This window comes from Actinoallomurus sp. NBC_01490, assembly GCF_036227085.1.
GTDB classification, from domain to species: domain Bacteria; phylum Actinomycetota; class Actinomycetes; order Streptosporangiales; family Streptosporangiaceae; genus Actinoallomurus; species Actinoallomurus oryzae.
This window is the reverse complement of record NZ_CP109433.1, coordinates 9,228,381-9,246,206: the sequence shown is the minus strand read 5'-3', so window position 1 is coordinate 9,246,206 and position 17,826 is coordinate 9,228,381. Positions and strand designations below refer to the sequence as shown.

The window sequence follows — 17,826 nt, the reverse complement described above, 5'->3', positions numbered from 1 at the left end:
TATTCGGTTCGGACGGTGAAAGGAAGCACAGTGACGTCATCGGTTGAGCAGGGGCCCGGCAGGTACGCCCGGTGAGCGCGGGTGGGAGCCTGCTGGCCATCAGCGACCTGCACACCGCGTACGAGGAGAACCGCAAGATCATCTCTGGCCTGCGGCCCGGGTCCGATGAGGACTGGCTGATCGTCGCCGGTGACGTGGGGGAGACGTTCGCCGACATCGAGTGGGTGCTGGGGCTGCTGAGCGAGCGGTTCGCCAAGGTGATCTGGACGCCGGGCAACCACGAGCTGTGGACGCCGCAGTCGGATCCGGTGCGGCTGCGGGGCGAGCACCGCTACCGGCGCCTGGTGGAGGTCTGCCGCGGCATGGGCGTCGTCACGCCCGAGGATCCGTACCCGGTCTGGCGCGGCGAGGGCGGGCCGGTCACGGTCGCGCCGCTGTTCGTGCTGTACGACTACAGTTTCCGGGTTCCGGGCGTGACCTCCAAGAAGGAGGCGCTCGAGCAGGCGTACGAGGCCGGCGTGGTGTGCACCGACGAGTTCCTCCTGCATCCGGATCCGCACCCGAGCCGTGAGGCGTGGTGTCAGGTGCGGATCGCCGAGACCGAGGCCCTTCTCGCCGCGCGGGACACGTCGCTGCCCACCGTCCTGGTGAGCCACTTCCCGCTGGTCCGCGACCCCACGCTGGTGCTGCGCCATCCGGAGTTCGCGCTGTGGTGCGGCACGGAGCGCACCGCCGACTGGCACCGGCGTTACAACGCCGTCGCGGCCGTCTACGGGCACCTGCACATTCCGCGGACCACCTGGTACGACGGGGTCCGCTTCGAGGAGGTCTCGCTCGGCTACCCGCGCGAGTGGAAGCGCCGGCACGGGCTCGCCGGGCGGTTCCGCCGCATCCTGCCCGCCGGAACGACGCCGTGATCGAGCGGATACTGCCGCCGGAGGTGGCGTCGGCGGAGGCGTTCGACGACCGGGAGGCCGTCGCCCTCTTCCCCGAGGAGGAGGCCGTCGTGGCGCGCGCGGTGGACAAGCGCCGCCGGGAGTTCGCCACGGCCCGCGGGTGCGCCCGCCGGGCCTTGGCCGTTCTCGGCCTGCCGCCCGTGCCGATCGTGCCCGGTGAGCGCGGCGCCCCCGCCTGGCCCGCCGGCGTCGTCGGCAGCATGACCCACTGCGACGGCTACCGGGCGTCGGCGGTCGCGCGGGAGGAGCGGGTCCGTACGGTCGGGCTGGACGCCGAGCCCAACGAGCCGCTGCCGGACGGCGTGCTGGAGGCCATCGCCACCCCTCCCGAGCGCGCCTGGCTCCAGCGGCGCGACGGGGACCGCTCGGGAGTCTGCTGGGACCGGCTGCTGTTCAGCGCCAAGGAGTCGATCTACAAGGCGTGGTTCCCGCTGACGCGCCGCTGGCTGAACTTCGAGGAGGCGGTCGTCACGCCCGACCCCGAGGCGGGCACCTTCTCCTCGCGCCTGCTCGTTCCCGGGCCGGTCGTCGACGGCCGTGCGCTGACCGGCTTCACCGGCCGCTGGATCGTGAGCCGCGGGCTGGTCGCGACCGCCATCACCGTCCCGTCCCGGCCCGGTCCTCCTCGGTGACCGTCCGCGGCACGACCTCGGTCCCGAACCGGTCCAGCAGCACGATGTCCTCCGGCACGCAGGCCGGCATCGTCACGGTGACCTGCTGCGCGGCGACCGGCTCCCGGCGATCCGGCCCGGGCGGAGAGACGTCGTCGCCGATCGGGTGCGGAACGACCTCGACCTCGACGGCGGTCCGCGCCCGGGCTGCGAGTTCGGCCTCCCAACGGGCCAGAGTCGCCGGATCGGTGACCGGGACACGCCGCAGCGCCGCGATGTCGGCGCCGCCGCCGGCGTGCCGCGGTACGCGCCTCACCGGGACGAGGAGCGGCGCCGGGTGGTACGCGGACAGGCCGCGGCGAAGACGGTCGATCACGGCCGGGCGCGCGCCGCCGTGGAGCCTGACGTACACGACGACGCGCCCCTCGCGCTCGTCGAGCACGGCCTCCGCCACGGCCGGGTCCGCCTGGAGCACGCCGCGGACGTCCTCGGGCCGGATCCGCCCGGGCCGCCGTTCCGCGAGCTCGCCCAGAATCGCGAGATAGCGCCGTCCGAGGCCGGGGAGGTCCCCGGCGTCCGCCGCGGCGCCGTCGCACGCGAGTTCCCCGCGCAGCCCGCCGTCCTGGGGCCACAGGATGAGCTTGAAGTCGATGCCGGCGTCGGGCGGCGGTTCGGTCAGGTGCCGCAGGGTCACGGACGGCCGCCGAGGCCGCAGGGCGAGGGGTTTGTCGAACGTCTGCAGTGCGAACACCGCCCCGAAGACGGGGTTGCGCCCGGGGCGCCGTGGCGGGGCCACGCCGGGCGGCAGCGCCTCGAAGGGGAGGCGGCCGTGGGCCATGGCCTCGCGGCGTTCGCGGTGTGTCACGGCGATCGCGTCCGGGAGAGACCCGTCCAGGGCGAGCCGCAGCAGAAGCAGGTCGCGCGCGCCGCTCACGGTGTGCTCGTCCTCCGGATGCCAGCGGTTCCCGATCGGCACCGCGACCGTCACGTCCTCACAGCCCGTGACCTCCGCCAGCAGCGACCCGTAGGCGGCGAGGAGCACGGCGAAGGAGGTCGTCCCTTCCGCGGCGGCCCGTGCGCGCACCGCGTCCATGAGCCGTTCCGCTACCGCGATCGGGACGTGCCCGGCCTTTCCCGGGACGCTCCCCGCCCGGCCCGGTGCGTCCTGCGGGGCGCCGGGCCGTCCGCGCAGGGCCGCGGCGGAGGCGAGCCGGACGGCCCAGTACTCCCGCGCGGCGGCCGCCTCCGGACCCGCGAGGTAGGCGCGTTCCCGTCGGACCTGCCGCCCCGACGAGGGTGCCTCCGGCAACGCGGGAGGCCGGCCCGCCTCGGCGGCGTCGTACAGCGTGCCCAGTTCTTCGAGCAGGAGCGCCAGCGACATGCCGTCCACGGCGAGCGTGTGCACGGTGAGCGCCAGGAGATGCGCCGCCGGTCCGCGGCGCACGAGTGCGGCGGTGAGCAGCGGCGGCCGGCCGGGGTCCGGTCGCGGTGGGTGCCGCGGCTCATCGCCGTCGAAACACGGGACCGGGACCGGCATGGGCGGGTGCACCAGCCGGACGCGTCCCCCGCCGACGCGCGGATAGGCGACGCGGAGTGCGTCGTGCCGCGCGACGAGCGCGGTCAACGCCGCCTGGAGCGCGGCGAGGTCGAGCGGTCCGGTGATCTCGAATATCAGCGTGCGGGTGGCGCTCGGTTCCCCGGCGTACTCGACCCGGCCGCGCTCGATCAGCAACGCCGGCGCGAGCCGTTTGCCGCCGGCGAGGAGGGACATCAGGCCCTCCCGCGCGGTCCGGAGCACGGAGCGTACGTCGGCGGCGGGCACGTCCGGAGGGGCGAGGAAGCACAGGCCGTCGCCGTCGGCCCACACCTCGACACCGCGGTCCACGAGTTCGCGGACGCGCTCGGCCACCGCCGGCGGGAGCTCAGACACGACCGGCCTGCCAGGCGGTGTCGTCCTCCGGGGACCCGCCGGACGTCAGGGCCTCGGCGAGGTCGGCGGCCAGCATCGTCACGCTGGCGCCGTCGAGCACGCGATGCAGCGGGATCGTGACGCCGAACCCGCCGGCGAGGGCGTTGCGCAACTGCGTCGCCATGATCGAGTCGACGCCCATCGCGGGAAGCGGCGCGTCGTCGTCCAGGTCCGCCTCCGTCCCGCCGACGATGGGCAGGAGCATCCCGCGTATCTCGGCCGCCAGCCGTCGGCGCGCGTCGTCGGGGGCCATCTCCCGCAGCGTCTCCAGCACCGTGGTGCGCGGTGTCGCGGCCGAGGGCGTGGCCCGCCGGGCCGATCCGAGCCGGGCGAGCACCTCGGCCGAGGTGCGCCGCAGGACGACGCCGTGCGCGGACGCGACGACGGTGCCGTCGGCGTCGAGCACCTGAACGCGTCCGCGCACCTCCCGCTCGCCCCGGTGCTCGATGCCGGCGCGCGCCCACAGCGGCCGGGACTGTGCGGCCGCGTCGAGCCCGGCCAGGTCGAGCCGGGCCAGGCGCATGAACAGCAGGAGGCCCGCCGACGCCGGGGTGAGCGCGTTGAACAACTGCATGCAGGCATCGAGCACGCCGGGGTCGAAGCCGGTGGCGAAGGCGGTGTCCGGTCGCGCCCGCAGGCGGGCGAGCATCGTGTCGTCGTCGACGCGCCACAGGTGGTCGACGAGCGCCACCCGCGGGCCCAGGTCGAGGCCGCGTTCGGAGCGCAGTTCCCGGTAGAGGTGTTCGCCGGCACGCTGGTCGACCGCCGTCTCGGCGAGCCGCGTCAGGTCGTGGCGTTCGGTGGCCGATCGCGGCCGCCCGCGTACGACGGCGTTCGCGTGCTCGCACCAGCGCCCCCCGCTGCCGGTCTCGCGTTCCAGCGCGGAGATTCGTACCTCGAGGTCGCCGGACGCCTCGGTGCGGGCGACGGTGTGCAGCGTCCGCTCGGTGTCCTCGGGCACCACGAGTGCCTCGGTGATCGTGAGGTTCGCCAGCTCCAGCGGTCCGCGGACGTCCAGCCGGCGCGCGCACGCCGCGACGATCTCGGCGTAGACGCCGACGTGCACGAGCCCGGCGGTGTCGGTCAGGAAGGGCTGCCGGTCGTGGCCGAAAACGGTCTCGAACTGTGCGTCGGAGGCCGGGGAGAGCAGCCGCCGGCCCGGCAGCGTGCCGTCCTGCCCGCCGCCCGGCCGCGCGACCCGCTCCAGCCCGTCCAGCCACAGCCTGCGGCGCTCGAAGGGGTAGGTCGGCAGCACGCGGCGGCGTCGTGTCCGGCCGTGGTCGAGTGCCGCCAGGTCGACCGGCACGCCGAGGGTGTAGAGCGTCCCGAGGCCCGTCAGCCAGTGCCGTACGTCGTCTCGGTCGCGCCTCAGGGATGAGATCCACGAGGCGTCCTCGGGCGCCCCGCGCAACCCCGCACCGGTGAGGGTACGGTCCGGGCCGATCTCGACGAAGCAGGTGATCCCGTCGGCGAGCAACGTCCGCACGCCGTCCCAGTACCGTACGGGCTCGCGCATGTGCCGGCGCCAGCGGTGAGCGTCTCGCAGATCGTGGTCACCGGCGAGCGCCCCGGTGAGGTTGTCGGCGAACGGCAGGGACGGATCGCCGATCGGGACCTGCTCGACCAGCTTCTCGAACCGGTCGAGCACGGGATCGACGAGGCGTGAGTGGAACGCGTGCGCGATCGGGAGCCGCCGCGTCGTGACCTGGCGGCCGGCGAACACCTCCGCCATCTCCTCGACCGCCTCCGCGGCGCCGGACAGCACCGTCTCCTCGGGCCCGTTGTACGCGGCGATCTCGACTCGTCCGCCGTGCGCGGTCACGACCTGCTCGACCTCGCCCGGCGGTGCGAACACCGCGAGCATCGCCCCCTCGCCCTCCGGCAGGGTGCCCACCAGGCGCCCGCGTTCGACGCACAGGCGAAGCCCGTCCTCGCGGCCCAGTGCGCCCGCGGCGCACGCCGCGGCGTACTCGCCCAGGCTGTGGCCGGCGACCGCCTCGGGGGTGACGCCGGCCGAGGCCCACAGCCGGGTGAGCGCGTCCTGGACGGCGAACAGCGCCGGTTGCGCCACCGCGGCGTCCATGAGGGGCCGGCCGTCGCCGCCGGTGTCTCGCGGGTAGAGGAGGTCGATGAGGGAGCGGCCGGTCAGCGGGCCCGCGGCGGCGTCGCTCTCCTCGATCGCCGCGCGGTACACGGGTTCGTGGTCGAACAGGGCACGGCCCATGCCGACGCGCGCGGCCCCCTGACCGGAGTACAGGAACGCGACCCGTGGCGGTCGCGGCGCGGCGGCACGGTGGATGCCCGCGCCGGTGGCGGCCACATTCGCCAGGCCGTCCGCCAACTCGGCGGTGGTCTTCGCCACCAGGGCCGTGCGCCAGAGCCGGTGAGAGCGTCCGGTGTTCGCGGTGTGGCAAACGTCCGCCGGCGTCGCGGTGGCGTCCTCCCGCAGGTGGCCGGCGTAGCGTCCGGCGAGCGTGCGCAGCGCGTCCGCGCCGTTCGCCGAGAGGGCGAGCAGGTGCGCGGGCCGGTCGGGCACCTCCACCGGCCGGATCCGGCCGCGTGGTGCCTGCTCCACGAGCACGTGGACGTTCGTACCGCTGAAGCCGAACGCGCTCACCCCGGCCACCCGGGTGCGGTCCGGCGGGGCCCATCCGATCGCCGTGGAGGGAATGCGCGCCGGGAAGGCGTCCAGCCCGAGCGCCGGGTTGAGCTCGCCGACCGGCTGGCCCGGCACCTCCCCGTGCCGTACGCACAGCACGGCCTTGATGAACCCGGCGATGCCGGCCGCGGCCTCGGCGTGGCCCATCACCGCCTTGGCGGAGCCGAGCAGGAGCGGCCGGTCGGCGGGGCGCGATCGTCCGACCACGGATCCGACCGCCGCGACCTCGATCGGATCGCCGACCGCGGTCCCCGTGCCGTGGCATTCGACGTAGCCCACGTCGAGCGGGTCCAGACCGGCGTCGGACAGGGCGGCCCGGATCACCTCGGCCTGTGCTCGCTGGCTCGGCACCGTGATGCCGCTCGACCGTCCGTCCTGGTTGACGGCGCTGCCGCGGATGACGGCGAGCACCTCGTCGCCGTCGGACCGCGCGTCGGACAACCGCTTGAGCACGACCATTCCGCACCCCTCGGCCCGGCCGTAGCCCTCCGCGCCGGCGTCGAAGGTCCGGCTGCGTCCGTCGGCGGAGAGCGCGTGCATGCGCGCGAGCACGGTCGAGAGTTCGGGGAGGAGGACGAGGTTCACGCCACCCGCCAGGGCGAGGTCGGAGTCGCCGCCGCGCAGTTGCCGTACGGCGTGATGGACGGCGAGGAGGGACGAGGAGCAGGCCGACTCCACCGCCAGCGCCGGGCCGCGCAGGTCGAGCAGGTACGACAGTCGTCCGGCGGCCATGCTGAGCATGCCGCCGGTGAACGCGTAGGGGCTCAGCCGGGCGGGATCCGCCTGGAACTGGCGGTGCAGATAGTCGGGGCTGATGATCCCGGTGAACACGGCGGTGTTCGTCCCGGCGAGCCGGTCGGGAGACTGGCCGGCGCGTTCCAGCGCCTCCCAGGAGACCTCGAGCAGCAGGCGGTGCTGGGGGTCCATCGCCGCGGCCTCGGTCGGGGTGAGGCCGAAGAAGGGGGCGTCGAACGCGTCGATGCCCTCCAGCAGCGCGGCTCGCGGGTCCTCCCGGCGTTCGGTGGCGCGGGAGTCCGGGTCGGAGGGCGGCGTACGGCCGGCTTCGCGGTCGGCGATCGCCATGAGCGGCACCGGTTCGGCCTTCCGCAGGACGTGCCAGAACGCCTCGGGCGTGTCGGCTCCGCCGGGGAACCGGCACGCCATCCCGATGACCGCGATCGGCTCATGGGCGTTCGCCATATTTCATCTCCTCGCTTGCGGGCCGTTATGTGCGCCGAGGGTGTTTTTATTCATGGCTTTATCTGTTATGTATAACACATGTGCGGATTCATCCCTGATGAGCTCGTCGCCGCGTTGTGATAACCGCGCGAGTGGCCGGAATTGGACCCAAGTGTTTAGTCCGGAAATCTTGACATCGGATTTATAAGGGGTTCCTTCATGTCCGTATCCAAGTCAGAGATCGTCGAGATGCTGCGCGCGAGAGGGGATGCACAGGAGCAGCTGTTCCACGAGGCGCGCCGGAAGCGGGCGGCGGCCCATGGCGACGGCGCGCTGCTGCGCGGCGTCGTCGAAGTCACCAACCTGTGCCGGGTGAACTGCGACTACTGTCCGATGAGGAAGGACAACACACCCGCGAACTCGATTTTCGTCCTCGACGAGGACCAGATCATGGCCCGGGCGCGGGCCGTCCACGCGGCCGGAATCGACGTCGTCTTCCTCCAGGCGGGAGAGATACCCAAGACCACGGGCATCGTGGGAAGGGTCATCCCACGGATCCGTGAGCTGTTCGACGACCGGGTGGAGATACTGCTCAATCTCGGTGGCAAGAAGCGGTCGGAGTACGCCTATCTCAAGGGCCAGGGAGCGACCAGCTACATTCTCAAGCACGAGACCGCGAATCCCGAGTTGCACGCCGAACTCCGCTACGAGTCCCTCGCGGATCGGCTGAGGTACCTGGAGGACCTGCTCGACCTCGGGTACAAGGTCGGCACCGGTGCCATCGTCGGCCTTCCCGGCCAGAGGCTTGACGATCTCGCCGAGGACATCCTGCTCGCCCAGCGCCTCGGCGTGCACATGGCGAGCGTGGCGCCGTTCGTGCCCGCGCCGCGGACGCCTCTGGAGAACCACCCGCACGGCGACGTCGACGTGGCGCTCAACATGATCGCGGCGATGCGGCTGGTGCGGCCGGACTGGCTGATCCCGTCCGTGAGCGCCCTGGAGAAGACGCGGCCGGGCGGCCAGGTCCAGGGCTTCCAGGCCGGGGCCAACGTCATGACGATCAACTTCTCCGACGCGGAGCACACGGACAGATACCTGATCTACGGCAAGGACCGGTTCGTGGTCCGGAGCGCGCACGCGGCCGAGACGCTGTCCCGCGCCGGCCTCACGGCCATGGGCTCGCCGTTCGTCGCCGCGCGCTCCGCGGGACGGCCCGGCGACGCACGGCAGGCCCCGGCGACGAGCGAACTCGCGTGAGCGCCGGCCCGGACGTAACGGAGGCCGGCCGGCCCGCGATCATCATGGGCGACCGGTGTCTCTCCTACGGCGAGCTGGACGGCCAGGTGACGCGGCTGGCGCACGCGTTGCGGTCCTGGATGCGTCCCGGTGAGCGCCTCTGCCTGCTCCTCGAGACCTGCCCCGAATACCTCATCACCTGCCTCGCGGCCGCACGCGCCGGCATCGACTACACGCCGGTGAACGTGCAGCTGACCCCGGCCGAGGCGGCGTACATCATCAACGACAGCGGCGCACGCGTGGTCGTCGCCTCCGCGGGGGTCGCGTCCCTGGCCTCCGCGGTCGTCGAGCTGACTCCGCGGGTTCGCGAGCGGCTGGTGGTCGGTGGCCCGCTCGACGGCCACCTGCCCTTCGAGCGCGCCCTCGACGGGCGCCCGGCGGATCCGTTCGTCACGGCGACGCCGGGCCGGGCGGTCGTCTACTCGTCGGGGACGACCGGGCGGCCCAAGGGCATACTGCCCGCCCGGCCGCCCGCGGCGGACGCGCGCGACTGGTTCGAGTCGCTCCTGTCCGGCCACCTGGGTGTCACGCCGGACAGCGTCACCCTCACTCCCGGCCCGCTGTACCACGGCGCACCGCTGCGGTGGTCACTGGCCACGCTGGGGCTGGGGGCGACGCTCGTCCTGCTGCCGCGATTCGAACGGCGCGCCCTCCTGGAGACGATCGAACGCCACGGCGTCACGCAGGTGCAGCTCGTGCCCGCCATGATGCTGCGGGTGCTCAAGCTGCCGCCCGAGGTACGGGCCGGGTACGACCTGTCCACCCTGGTGGCGGTGATGCACACGGCGGCGCCCTGCCCACGCGAGGTGAAGGCCGCGTGGATCGACTGGCTGGGCGAGCTGGTGTGGGACGTCTACACCTGCTCGGAGGGGTTCGGCCACGTGCTGATCAGCGCCGCGGAGTGGCGCGAGCGGCCCGGTTCCGTGGGACGGCCGGTCGACTGCGAGATCCACGCCTGTGACGCCGACGGGAACGTCCTGCCACCGGGGAAGGGAGGCGTGCTGTGGTACTCGGGCGAGCGCGGCGCGCCCGTTGCCCGGCCCATCCGCTACCACGACGCTCCGGAGAAGACCGCGGCTCTGTACGACGACCGTGGCTGGGCCACGGTCGGGGACATCGGCCACGTCGACGAGCACGGCTACGTCCATCTCACCGACCGCGGCGCGGACGTCATCGTCGCGGGCGGCGTGAACATCTATCCGCGCGAGACCGAGGACGCGCTCCTCTCACATCCCGCCGTGGCGGACGCGGCGGTCATCGGCGCACCGGATCCGCTCATGGGCGAGCGGGTGCGCGCGGTCGTCGAGCCGGTCGACCCGGCTCTGGCGGGGCCGCGGCTCGCCGCCGACCTGCTCGCCTTCTGCCGCACGCGGATCGCCGGGTTCAAGTGCCCCCGCGACCTGGAGTTCGTCGATCGGCTCCCGCGCGGCGCGGACGGGAAGCTGCGCAGGCAACTGCTGCGCGACGCCCATCGGGAGGCGGCGACGCGGAACCCGGTCGCTGCGGCCCCCGGCGCCGGCTTCACCGCCGGGCGTGCGGACGTCGGAGGTCCGGCGGCGATGACTCCAGGGGAGTGACATGCATCTCGAAGAACGCAAGCACCGGGTGGTCGAGCTCCTGGCGGACGGCCGTCTGCGGGCGGCGCGTGACCTGGCTTGGCGTGCCAAGGACGAGTATCCGCGCCGGCGTGCGCTGGCCGCCGCGTGGGCGGCCGAGACCCTGTGCCGGCTCGACGAGCCCGAGACCGCGCTCGCGGTGCTGCGCGAGGCGGTCGACGCGGGGGTCTGGTGGTGGGAGCAGATCCTCCGGGTCAACCCGCCGCTGACACCGATTCACGGGCGGCCGGAGTTCGAGGAGATCGTCGTTCGCGCGGAGGCGCTCCGCGAGCACGACAGGTCCGACGTCGCGCCCATCATCTACCGGCCGGACTCCGCACCGGCCGGTGTGCTCATCCCGCTGCACGGCCGGTCGGACCACCACCTGAGCTTCGCGAGGCGGTGGGAGCCCGCGCGTAAGGCCGGATTCCTCGTCGTCGTGCCCCACAGCCAGGAGGTCACCACGTCCGACGGCGACATCGGCTGGATCGACGAGGCCATGGCACGGCGGCAGATCGTCACGATCCACTCGCGGTTGGCGGACGGGGAGCGGCGACTGCCCGTCGTTCTGGCCGGGTACTCGCAGGGCGCGCGGATCGCGGCCGACTGGAGCCTGACCGGCATCCTGCCGGAGGTCGCCGGCTTCGTGACGCTCTGCCCGCCCGACGACCGCATGCCTGCCGTCGCCGGCCGGAACCGCGCGGCGGCCGCTCCCCGGATCCGCGGGTACATCCTCACCGGTGAGCACGACGACGACCGGCCCGGCGCCGAACGGTTCGCCGCGGAGCTCACGGCGAACCGGATCCCGGTCGTGCTCGACGTCATGTCCGGCATGGGCCACGGATATCCGCCGGACTTCGGCGAACGGCTGTGCCGCGCCGTGTCGTTCGTCATCGGAGGCGGGGCGCCGGAATCAGAGACGGGGGATTCACCGCGCGCCGCCGTTCAGGGCGAGATGGCCGACGGAACGTAGATTGGCGGCGATGGCATGGCAGACCCACTGGTGCACGTCCTCCACGTGCCCGTAGTCGTCGTGGTCGACGGCGACGACCACGTCCGCGTCCGCGGCCAGCCGGGCGGTGGGCCTGCCGGTCAGCGCGACGACCCTCCCGCCGCGCGTCCGGGTCTCTCTCACGGCCCGGAGTATGTTGGGCGACTCCCCGCTGACGCTGATCGCGATGAGCAGGTCGCCGCGGGACAGGCTCTGCCGCAGGGGAACGGCGAATGAGTCCTCATAGGAGTAGTCGTTGCTGGTGGCCGTCGTCAGCGACACGAGGTCGGCGAGCGGCCAGACCCTCGCCTGGTCGGCGAAGGTGCAGTCGGTCGATACGGCGGACCGGATATCTGTCGCGAGATGGGACGCGGTGGCCGCGCTGCCGCCGTTCCCGACGGTGAAGATATTGCGCCCCTCGTGTAGCGCGACCCACAATTCTGACACAATGGAGCCTAGCGCTTCAAGATTGACCTCCTGAATCAGCCCGACAAACTCAGAACGCCGTCGCGAAGTTACCCGCATCACGTGCGGGAGGTCCGGCCCGGGCGGTTCAGTGCCAACAAGCATCGATTGGATCCTCCCGGCTTGCACGCCATCTTGTATGGAACTCGCATGCGGTGTTGTAATCATGCCAGAGTCATGGCACTCGAATACAGCTTCCTTGACGGAGATGTGGAGGCGTGATATGCGCGTGGCGGTGACGGGGGCGGCCGGCACCATCGGCCGGGCGGTGGCACAAGAGCTGCACGGCCTGAACATGGAGACGGTGCTCATCGACACCACGCCTCACCAGCCGGACGTCAAGCGCGCCGATATGACCGAGGCCTGGGCGGTCCGCGAATGCCTGCAAAATTGCGATGCCGTGGTTCACCTGAGCGGATTGGGTACCCCCGACCGGGCCTGGAAGGACCAATTCCTGGCCGCCCGGCACGCCATGAACGCCAATATCACATCGGGTGCGAACGTTTTCGCGGCCGCCTGCGAGCTCGGCATAAGGCGCGTGGTGTGGGCGTCGAGCGAAACGGTTCTCGGGGCGCCGTTCACGAGCGAGCGCCCGCCGGTCGTCCTGCCTTTGACGGAACGCGCTCCGATCCGGGCGCACACGCCCTACGCGATGTCCAAGGCGACACTGGAATCGTTGGCCCAGCAGTTCGGCGGTTCCTCGCGGACCGAATTCGTAGGGCTTCGCTTCTCCATCGTCCTGGGCCCGGCCGACTACCGGAGGCTGCTGCCCCAGATCGCCGACGATCCCCGGTCCGGCCTGTGGAATCTCTGGAGCTACGTCGACATCCGCGACACGGTACGGGCCTGTCTTCTCGCGCTCGAGGCGGAGACCGGCCGGGGATCGGCGGTCTGCAACATCGCGGCCGAGGACACCCTCTCGACCGAGAAGACGAGGGTGCTGCTGGAGAAGTATCTGCCGGAGCTGGAGCCGCCGGCCGAGCCACCGGAGGATCGGACGGCGCTGTTCCGCGGCGACCAGGCGCGGGATCTGCTCGGGTGGGAGCCGCGGCATCGCTGGTCGTCGCCGTGATCCTCGCGAACGCGAGCCCGCACGACCGGTGACCGGTCAGGCGCCACCGCCCGATCCCGACAGGTGAGGACCGAGATGATCGTCGTTTCCGACCGAGGGCCCCGGGCGCTCACCGCGGACGGCCGTGTCGTCGAGCGCAACGGCTCGGTGACCAAGCTGCTGGCGAGGCAGCTGGCGCGCGTCGGCGAGCCGGCGACCTGGATGGCGCCCACGACGGGCGAACTCCACCGCTGGCCCGATCGGCTCGACGAGCTCTCCCGATGCCCCGGAGCGCCGTCCGCCCGCCACGTCCCGGTCCAGGTCTCGCCCGAGGCGTATCACGGTTACTACCTGATGGCCGGCGCGCGCATGCTCTGGATGGCGCTCCACGCGCTGGAGACGCGCGCCGCCGGCGGGCCCGCCACGGAGCGGGCCGTCGCCGACTACGCCGGGGTCAACGCGGCCGTCGCCGACGCGGTGACCGCGAGCGCGAGACCGGACGAGCCGGTGCTCGTCCAGGACTACCAGCTGGCGCTGGTCCCCGGAATGCTGCGCGAGCGGGGCTTCACGGGGCCGATCTCCTTCTTCCTGCACACGGCCTTCGACGCGGGTTCCTTCGCGCGTCTCGGGAGCGGTCTGGCCGACGACTGGCTGGGCTCGCTGTGCACGGCCGACGTGCTCTGGTTCCAGGACCGCCGATGGCGTGACGGGTTCCAGGAGGCCGTACGGCATCGGCTCGGTGAGGGCCGGGCCGGGCCGCCGCCGCTTCTCCGGCTCAGGGTCCGCCCGGTGACGCTCGGCCGCGCCGACGTCGCCGCGCTGCGCGCGTCGAGACCCGCCGGCGAACCGCCGGAGCTGGCCTGGGACGCTCGCCGGGTCAACGCGCTGTTCGTCGGCCGGCTGGACCCGGCGAAGAACGTCGAGCGCTGCGTCATGGCGTTCGAGGACCTGCTGCGCGGGCGGCCGGATCTGGCCGGCACGGTACGGCTCACCCTGCTTCTCGTGCCGAGCAGGGAGTCCCTGCCCGAGTACGCCGAGTACGCCGGGCGCGTGACCGGCCACTGCGACCGCGTACGACATCGCTTCCCCGGCAGCCTCCACGTCGTGTCAGGGGACGACCAGGGGCGGGCGCTGTGGGCGATGACGCACGCGGACGTCGTGGTCGCCAACTCCGTACGCGACGGCGGCAACCTCGCCGTCCAGGAGGCGGTGGGGCTCAACGAGCGCGGCTGCCGGCTGGTGATCAGCTCCGGGCTCGGCGTGGCGGAGCTGCTGCGGGACGGCGCGCACGTCATCGCGGATCCGTGCAGCGTCGAGGAGACGCGGTCCGCCCTCGAGGCCGCCCTGGACGCGGCCGCCGGTCCGGACGGACGGGACGCGCCGGAGTCCCGGCTGGCGGCCGCTCGCGAGGCGCTCGACCGATGTCACCCCGAGGCCTGGCTCGCCTCTCAGCTGGAGAGCTGCCGCGAGGTCGTGTCCTGCGGGAGCGGTCATCGTTAACGCGCCCTGGACACCCGTCAGACGTCTCGTGCTGGGGACGGCGGATCTGTGCATGTGGCCGCCTCCGGACCTGGAGGAGCGGGTGACCCGGCTCGTCCGGCAGGCGGCGGAGGCGGGGGTCACCCTCATCGACACGGCCGACGCGTACTGCCCGGACGAAGAGAGCTTCGGACTCGGCGAGACGGTCGTCGAGCGCGCCGTCGCGTCGCTTCCGCCTCCCCTCAGGCCGGCCGTCATGACCAAAGGCGGCCATACGCGTCTCAACGGCACGGAGTGGGGCTTCGACGGGTCGGCCGAGTACCTCCGCCGGGCCTGCCGGCGGTCCGCGGAGCGGCTCCGCCGGCGGCCGCTGGACCTGTACGCGCTGCACCGGCCGGATCCCGCCGCACCGTTTCGCGAGTCCGTACGCGGCCTGCTCCAGTGTGTGGAAGAGGGGCTGACCCGCGGAGTGGTGCTGTCGAACGTCGACGCCGAGCGGATCGCGCTCGCCCATGACGTCCTGGGCCCCTCCCTGGCCGGGGTCCAGAACGAGTTCTCCTTGCCGCGCCCGGACGGCCGGCGCGAGATCCGCCTCTGCGAGCGCCTCGGCCTGACGTACTTCGCCTGGGCTCCCCTCGGCGGCGCTCGCGGCGTCGCCGGGCTCGCCCGCTCCGCACCCCTCGCGGCCGTGGCGCGCGCGCACGGGTGCACGCCCGAGGAGGCGGCGCTGGCCTGGGTCCTGGCGGCCGGTCCGGTGGTCGTGCCCGTGGTGGGCACGAGCCGGAGTAGCACGCTGCGGTCCTGCGTTCACGCCTTGGATATTCGCCTCACCGACGCCGAGGTCGCCGCACTCGGGTGAACCGTTGTCCGGGTGTTCCTTCGCCGCGCCGATGATTCTCTTTCGTGTCGCGCTCGTATTCTGCTGGTGCGATCACCGTGCGATCATCGAGTGAGTCGGGCTGTGTTTCCCCGTGAGGAGAACGGCGATGCCTGATCTGGAAAGCGTCTATTCGGCGACCGCCGACACCGCGCGCCTCCTCGGAGCGCCCTGCGACCGTGACGCACTGTGGCCGATCCTCCGCGCGTACGAAGCCGGTTTCACCGGCGGCGCCGTGGCCCTGCGGACGACGACGCGTGCCCGCCGCAGCGGGGAGCTGAGCGTGCGCTACATCGGGCCCGCCGGTGATCCGGACCCCTACCGAGTAGCCCTCGACCAGGGGTTCACGGTCGAGGCGGACCGCCCGGCCGGTCGGCTCTACCGGGAGATCCAGGATCGCGGGGGCGTCGGCTTCCGCGGCGTGGACGTCGGGGTGGCGTCGGGCTTTGAGAAGATCTGGTCCATCTACGCGGACGACGGCGGCAAGACCGTCGAGGCGATGAGCCGCACCCCCGGCATGCCGCCGAGTGTCGGCGGCAACCTGGACTATTTCGCCCGGCACGGCCTGACCGGGATCAACGGAATCGCCGTCGACTACCGCAGCCATTCGGTCAACGTCTATTTTCCGTTCACCGGCGCGCGCGACGCCCAGAAGATATCGACGATGATCGAGGACCTCGGTTTCCGCGTTCCCGGCAATGACGAGCTCGACCTGTGCTGCCGGGCGTTCTCGGTGTATTTCACCTTCACCTGGAACTCTCCGAATATCGAGCGGATCTGCTTTCCGGTCCGGACTCCGGCACCCGATCTCGTGCCGGCCCATCTCGATCCGTTGATCGGGCGGTTCGTGCGGGGCGCGCGGTTCCACGATGGCGATCGCGCCTATGTCTATGCTCTCGCGTTCTCCGGGCACGGGCCGTACTACAAGATCGAGAATTTCTACCACCGGCCCGCCCCCATGATCGAGACCGACCGGCTCCGGACACCGCTCCCGCCCAGGTGAGCACCGTCTCGTCCGCCCGCCCGCGGGCCCCGCGCGTTTAGGCGCGGTGCGCAGGGTATCGGGGGTCCAACGCGAAAAGACGGAGCCGACATGACCGAGGGCGGGGCGTCCTGCGGACGCCGCGCGCGGCCGGGAGGAGACGCCGCCCGCGGGCCATGTCGTGAACTTGTCGGACGAGGAGCAGGGGATGACCGCGAACAGCGACGAGCCGGCGCGCCAGGAGATGACGGAGGCGGCGGCCGGAGCCGACGGCCTCGAGGGACGGGCTCAGGGGAAGGCCGCGCAGGCCGAGGACACCGTCACCGGTCAGGCCGGCGACGCCGTGCGGACCACACAGGAGAAGGCCGGGCAGGTCAAGGAGGCGGTCACCGGGCTGGCCGCCAAGGCCCGCGAGAACGCGACGCCTCCGGCGATCAGCGGCCCGTCGGCGGTCCGCGGCGCGGGCGTCGGGGCCGCGACCATCGGGGTGGCCACCGCGGTGGTCGTGTGGCTGCTGCGCCGCCGGGCGCGGCGCAACGCCAACCCCTGGCACCGGGCCGCCGAGACCGCCAGGTCCCAGATCAAGACGGTGCGGCGCGAGGCGAAGTCCGGCCTGAAGGCCGCGCGCAAACGCTCACGCTCGGAGGCCGCGGCCCAGGTCGCCTCGGCCCGGGCGAAGGCGCGCAAGGCCAGGGCGCGCGCGAAGTCCTGGAAGTGAGCATGGGCACGGGCGATGCCGGCGTCCGCCGAGAGCGGTCCGCGGCGCCGGCGTCCTCCGGAGAAGAGCCCGGCGACGGCGAGAGCCCGCGCCGGCGGCCTCGCGTCAGCGGACCGTGATGAGCTTCTCGGACGCCTTCTTGTCCGTGGTCCAGCCGCTGTGGCCGTCGCTGGCGCGCCAGTGGCGGCCGGAGTAGCGGACCTCGCGCAGGCCGTACGTCTGGGCGTGCGTGACCAGCCAGCTCGCCATCGTCCAGCCGGACCGGCTGGTGGGCGCGGGCAGCTCGTCGCCGTCGTCGCTGAGCTTGAGCGTCGCGCGGAGCTCGGCCAGCGCCGCTCGCGTGTCGGAGTTCTTCTTGCGCTTGTTCGGCGGGTACCAGCAGCGCACGGACGCCGGGACGTGGCCCGTGAAGGCCGTCGCGAGCGTCTTGGCGTCCTCCTCGTGCTGGGCGTAGGCGCTGCCGTCGGCGCTGCGCTGGACCTTCTGCGCGGCCTCGTGCACCGGAAGGCCGGTGTAGTCCTTGACCTTGACCAGCGCGCCGAAGAAGCGGCCGGCGGCGTACACCGGGTCCTTCAGCTTCTTGGCCGATCCCCAGCCCTGCGACGGGCGCTGCTGGAAGAGGCCGACGGAGTCGCGGTCGCCGCTCTCCAGGTTGCGCAGGTGCGACTCCTGCAGCGCGGTCGCGTACGCGATGACGGCGGCGCGCTCGGGCAGCTTCCGGCGCAGCGCGACCGCGGCGATGGTGGAGGCGTTGGCGGCCTGCTCCAGGTCGAGAGGCATCACTGCGGCGTCGGCGCGCGCCTCGCAGCTCGTGCCGTGGAGGTAGGGGCGGAAATGCAGGTAGAGCACCACTCCGCCGCCCGCGATGACCAGCGCCGTGGCCAACGCGACCGCGCCGAGGCGTAGCCGTCTCCTGTCCGCACTCCCCACGCGAAGACCGTACCGGCTCGGCGACCCTGATGCGTGTCGGTCGACCGCCGCGCCGCTATCCTCGCCGC

At 72.7% G+C, this 17,826-nt stretch carries 14 protein-coding genes; 10 read left to right on the top strand and 4 right to left on the bottom strand.

Annotated features, from left to right (window positions below; all coding sequences use genetic code 11):
- The first annotated feature begins 71 nt into the window (after positions 1-71).
- Both OG417_RS42705 and OG417_RS42700 read left to right on the top strand, forming a co-directional pair.
- Complete coding sequence (locus OG417_RS42705; RefSeq protein WP_329241686.1) at positions 72-917, top strand: metallophosphoesterase family protein; 846 nt, start codon at positions 72-74, stop codon at positions 915-917.
- The gene (locus OG417_RS42700; RefSeq protein ID WP_329241683.1) at positions 914-1,588 is read left to right on the top strand and encodes a 4'-phosphopantetheinyl transferase family protein; all 675 of its coding nucleotides are present in this window, start codon (positions 914-916) and stop codon (positions 1,586-1,588) included. The genes OG417_RS42705 and OG417_RS42700 overlap by 4 nt, the downstream gene beginning before the upstream one ends.
- Here OG417_RS42700 and OG417_RS42695 read toward each other — a convergent pair.
- Together OG417_RS42695 and OG417_RS42690 are read right to left on the bottom strand one after the other, a co-directional pair.
- Complete coding sequence (locus OG417_RS42695; protein WP_329241680.1) at positions 1,554-3,497, bottom strand: condensation domain-containing protein; 1,944 nt, start codon at positions 3,495-3,497, stop codon at positions 1,554-1,556. The genes OG417_RS42700 and OG417_RS42695 overlap by 35 nt on opposite strands.
- Positions 3,490-7,395, bottom strand: coding sequence for a type I polyketide synthase (locus OG417_RS42690; RefSeq protein ID WP_329241677.1), 3,906 nt, complete (start codon positions 7,393-7,395; stop codon positions 3,490-3,492). The genes OG417_RS42695 and OG417_RS42690 overlap by 8 nt, the downstream gene beginning before the upstream one ends.
- A gap of 198 nt (positions 7,396-7,593) precedes the next feature.
- Between OG417_RS42690 and OG417_RS42685 the strand changes: the two genes are divergently transcribed.
- Genes OG417_RS42685 through OG417_RS42675 form a run of 3 tightly spaced genes read left to right on the top strand, consistent with a single transcriptional unit; the run spans position 7,594 to position 11,238 of the window.
- On the top strand, positions 7,594-8,631 hold the full coding sequence (locus OG417_RS42685; RefSeq protein ID WP_329241674.1) for a biotin synthase BioB: 1,038 nt from the start codon (positions 7,594-7,596) through the stop codon (positions 8,629-8,631).
- Positions 8,628-10,247 (top strand): AMP-binding protein, encoded by a 1,620-nt coding sequence (locus tag OG417_RS42680; protein WP_329241671.1) that lies wholly within the window; start codon positions 8,628-8,630, stop codon positions 10,245-10,247. The genes OG417_RS42685 and OG417_RS42680 overlap by 4 nt, the downstream gene beginning before the upstream one ends.
- A gap of 1 nt (position 10,248) precedes the next feature.
- Positions 10,249-11,238, top strand: a complete 990-nt coding sequence (locus OG417_RS42675) for an alpha/beta hydrolase (protein ID WP_329241668.1) — start codon at positions 10,249-10,251, stop codon at positions 11,236-11,238.
- Here the strand turns inward: OG417_RS42675 and OG417_RS42670 are convergent.
- Positions 11,194-11,781 carry an SIS domain-containing protein gene (locus OG417_RS42670; RefSeq protein ID WP_329262992.1) on the bottom strand — a complete coding sequence of 196 codons (588 nt, stop codon included), beginning with the start codon at positions 11,779-11,781 and terminating at the stop codon, positions 11,194-11,196. The two genes, OG417_RS42675 and OG417_RS42670, sit on opposite strands and share 45 nt — an antisense overlap.
- Before the next feature lie 79 nt (positions 11,782-11,860).
- On the opposite strand from OG417_RS42670, the gene OG417_RS42665 reads away from it, so the two are divergent.
- From OG417_RS42665 to OG417_RS42645, 5 genes are all read left to right on the top strand, one after another.
- Positions 11,861-12,793, top strand: a complete 933-nt coding sequence (locus tag OG417_RS42665) for an NAD-dependent epimerase/dehydratase family protein (RefSeq protein WP_329241666.1) — start codon at positions 11,861-11,863, stop codon at positions 12,791-12,793.
- 75 nt (positions 12,794-12,868) lie between these two features.
- The gene (locus OG417_RS42660; protein ID WP_329241663.1) at positions 12,869-14,272 is read left to right on the top strand and encodes a trehalose-6-phosphate synthase; all 1,404 of its coding nucleotides are present in this window, start codon (positions 12,869-12,871) and stop codon (positions 14,270-14,272) included.
- A 28-nt stretch (positions 14,273-14,300) separates the two neighbouring features.
- Positions 14,301-15,110, top strand: a complete 810-nt coding sequence (locus OG417_RS42655; protein ID WP_329241659.1) for an aldo/keto reductase — start codon at positions 14,301-14,303, stop codon at positions 15,108-15,110.
- A 127-nt stretch (positions 15,111-15,237) separates the two neighbouring features.
- A complete protein-coding gene (locus OG417_RS42650) occupies positions 15,238-16,131 on the top strand; it encodes an aromatic prenyltransferase (protein WP_329241656.1) in 894 nt (297 codons plus the stop codon).
- Positions 16,132-16,318: 187 nt separating this feature from the next.
- Positions 16,319-16,828 carry a hypothetical protein gene (locus tag OG417_RS42645; RefSeq protein ID WP_329241653.1) on the top strand — a complete coding sequence of 170 codons (510 nt, stop codon included), beginning with the start codon at positions 16,319-16,321 and terminating at the stop codon, positions 16,826-16,828.
- Positions 16,829-16,933: 105 nt separating this feature from the next.
- Here OG417_RS42645 and OG417_RS42640 read toward each other — a convergent pair whose 3' ends face one another.
- On the bottom strand, positions 16,934-17,758 hold the full coding sequence (locus OG417_RS42640) for a hypothetical protein (protein WP_329241650.1): 825 nt from the start codon (positions 17,756-17,758) through the stop codon (positions 16,934-16,936).
- Positions 17,759-17,826: the final 68 nt, after the last annotated feature.

Coding starts and splice junctions, on each gene's coding strand:
- OG417_RS42690 (WP_329241677.1), bottom strand. CDS start 7,395: ATGGCGAACGCCCATGAGCCGATCGCGGTCATCGGGATGGCGTGCCGG.
- OG417_RS42685 (WP_329241674.1), top strand. CDS start 7,594: ATGTCCGTATCCAAGTCAGAGATCGTCGAGATGCTGCGCGCGAGAGGG.
- OG417_RS42675 (WP_329241668.1), top strand. CDS start 10,249: ATGCATCTCGAAGAACGCAAGCACCGGGTGGTCGAGCTCCTGGCGGAC.
- OG417_RS42670 (WP_329262992.1), bottom strand. CDS start 11,781: ATGCGGGTAACTTCGCGACGGCGTTCTGAGTTTGTCGGGCTGATTCAG.
- OG417_RS42665 (WP_329241666.1), top strand. CDS start 11,861: ATGGAACTCGCATGCGGTGTTGTAATCATGCCAGAGTCATGGCACTCG.
- OG417_RS42660 (WP_329241663.1), top strand. CDS start 12,869: ATGATCGTCGTTTCCGACCGAGGGCCCCGGGCGCTCACCGCGGACGGC.
- OG417_RS42650 (WP_329241656.1), top strand. CDS start 15,238: ATGCCTGATCTGGAAAGCGTCTATTCGGCGACCGCCGACACCGCGCGC.
- OG417_RS42645 (WP_329241653.1), top strand. CDS start 16,319: ATGACCGCGAACAGCGACGAGCCGGCGCGCCAGGAGATGACGGAGGCG.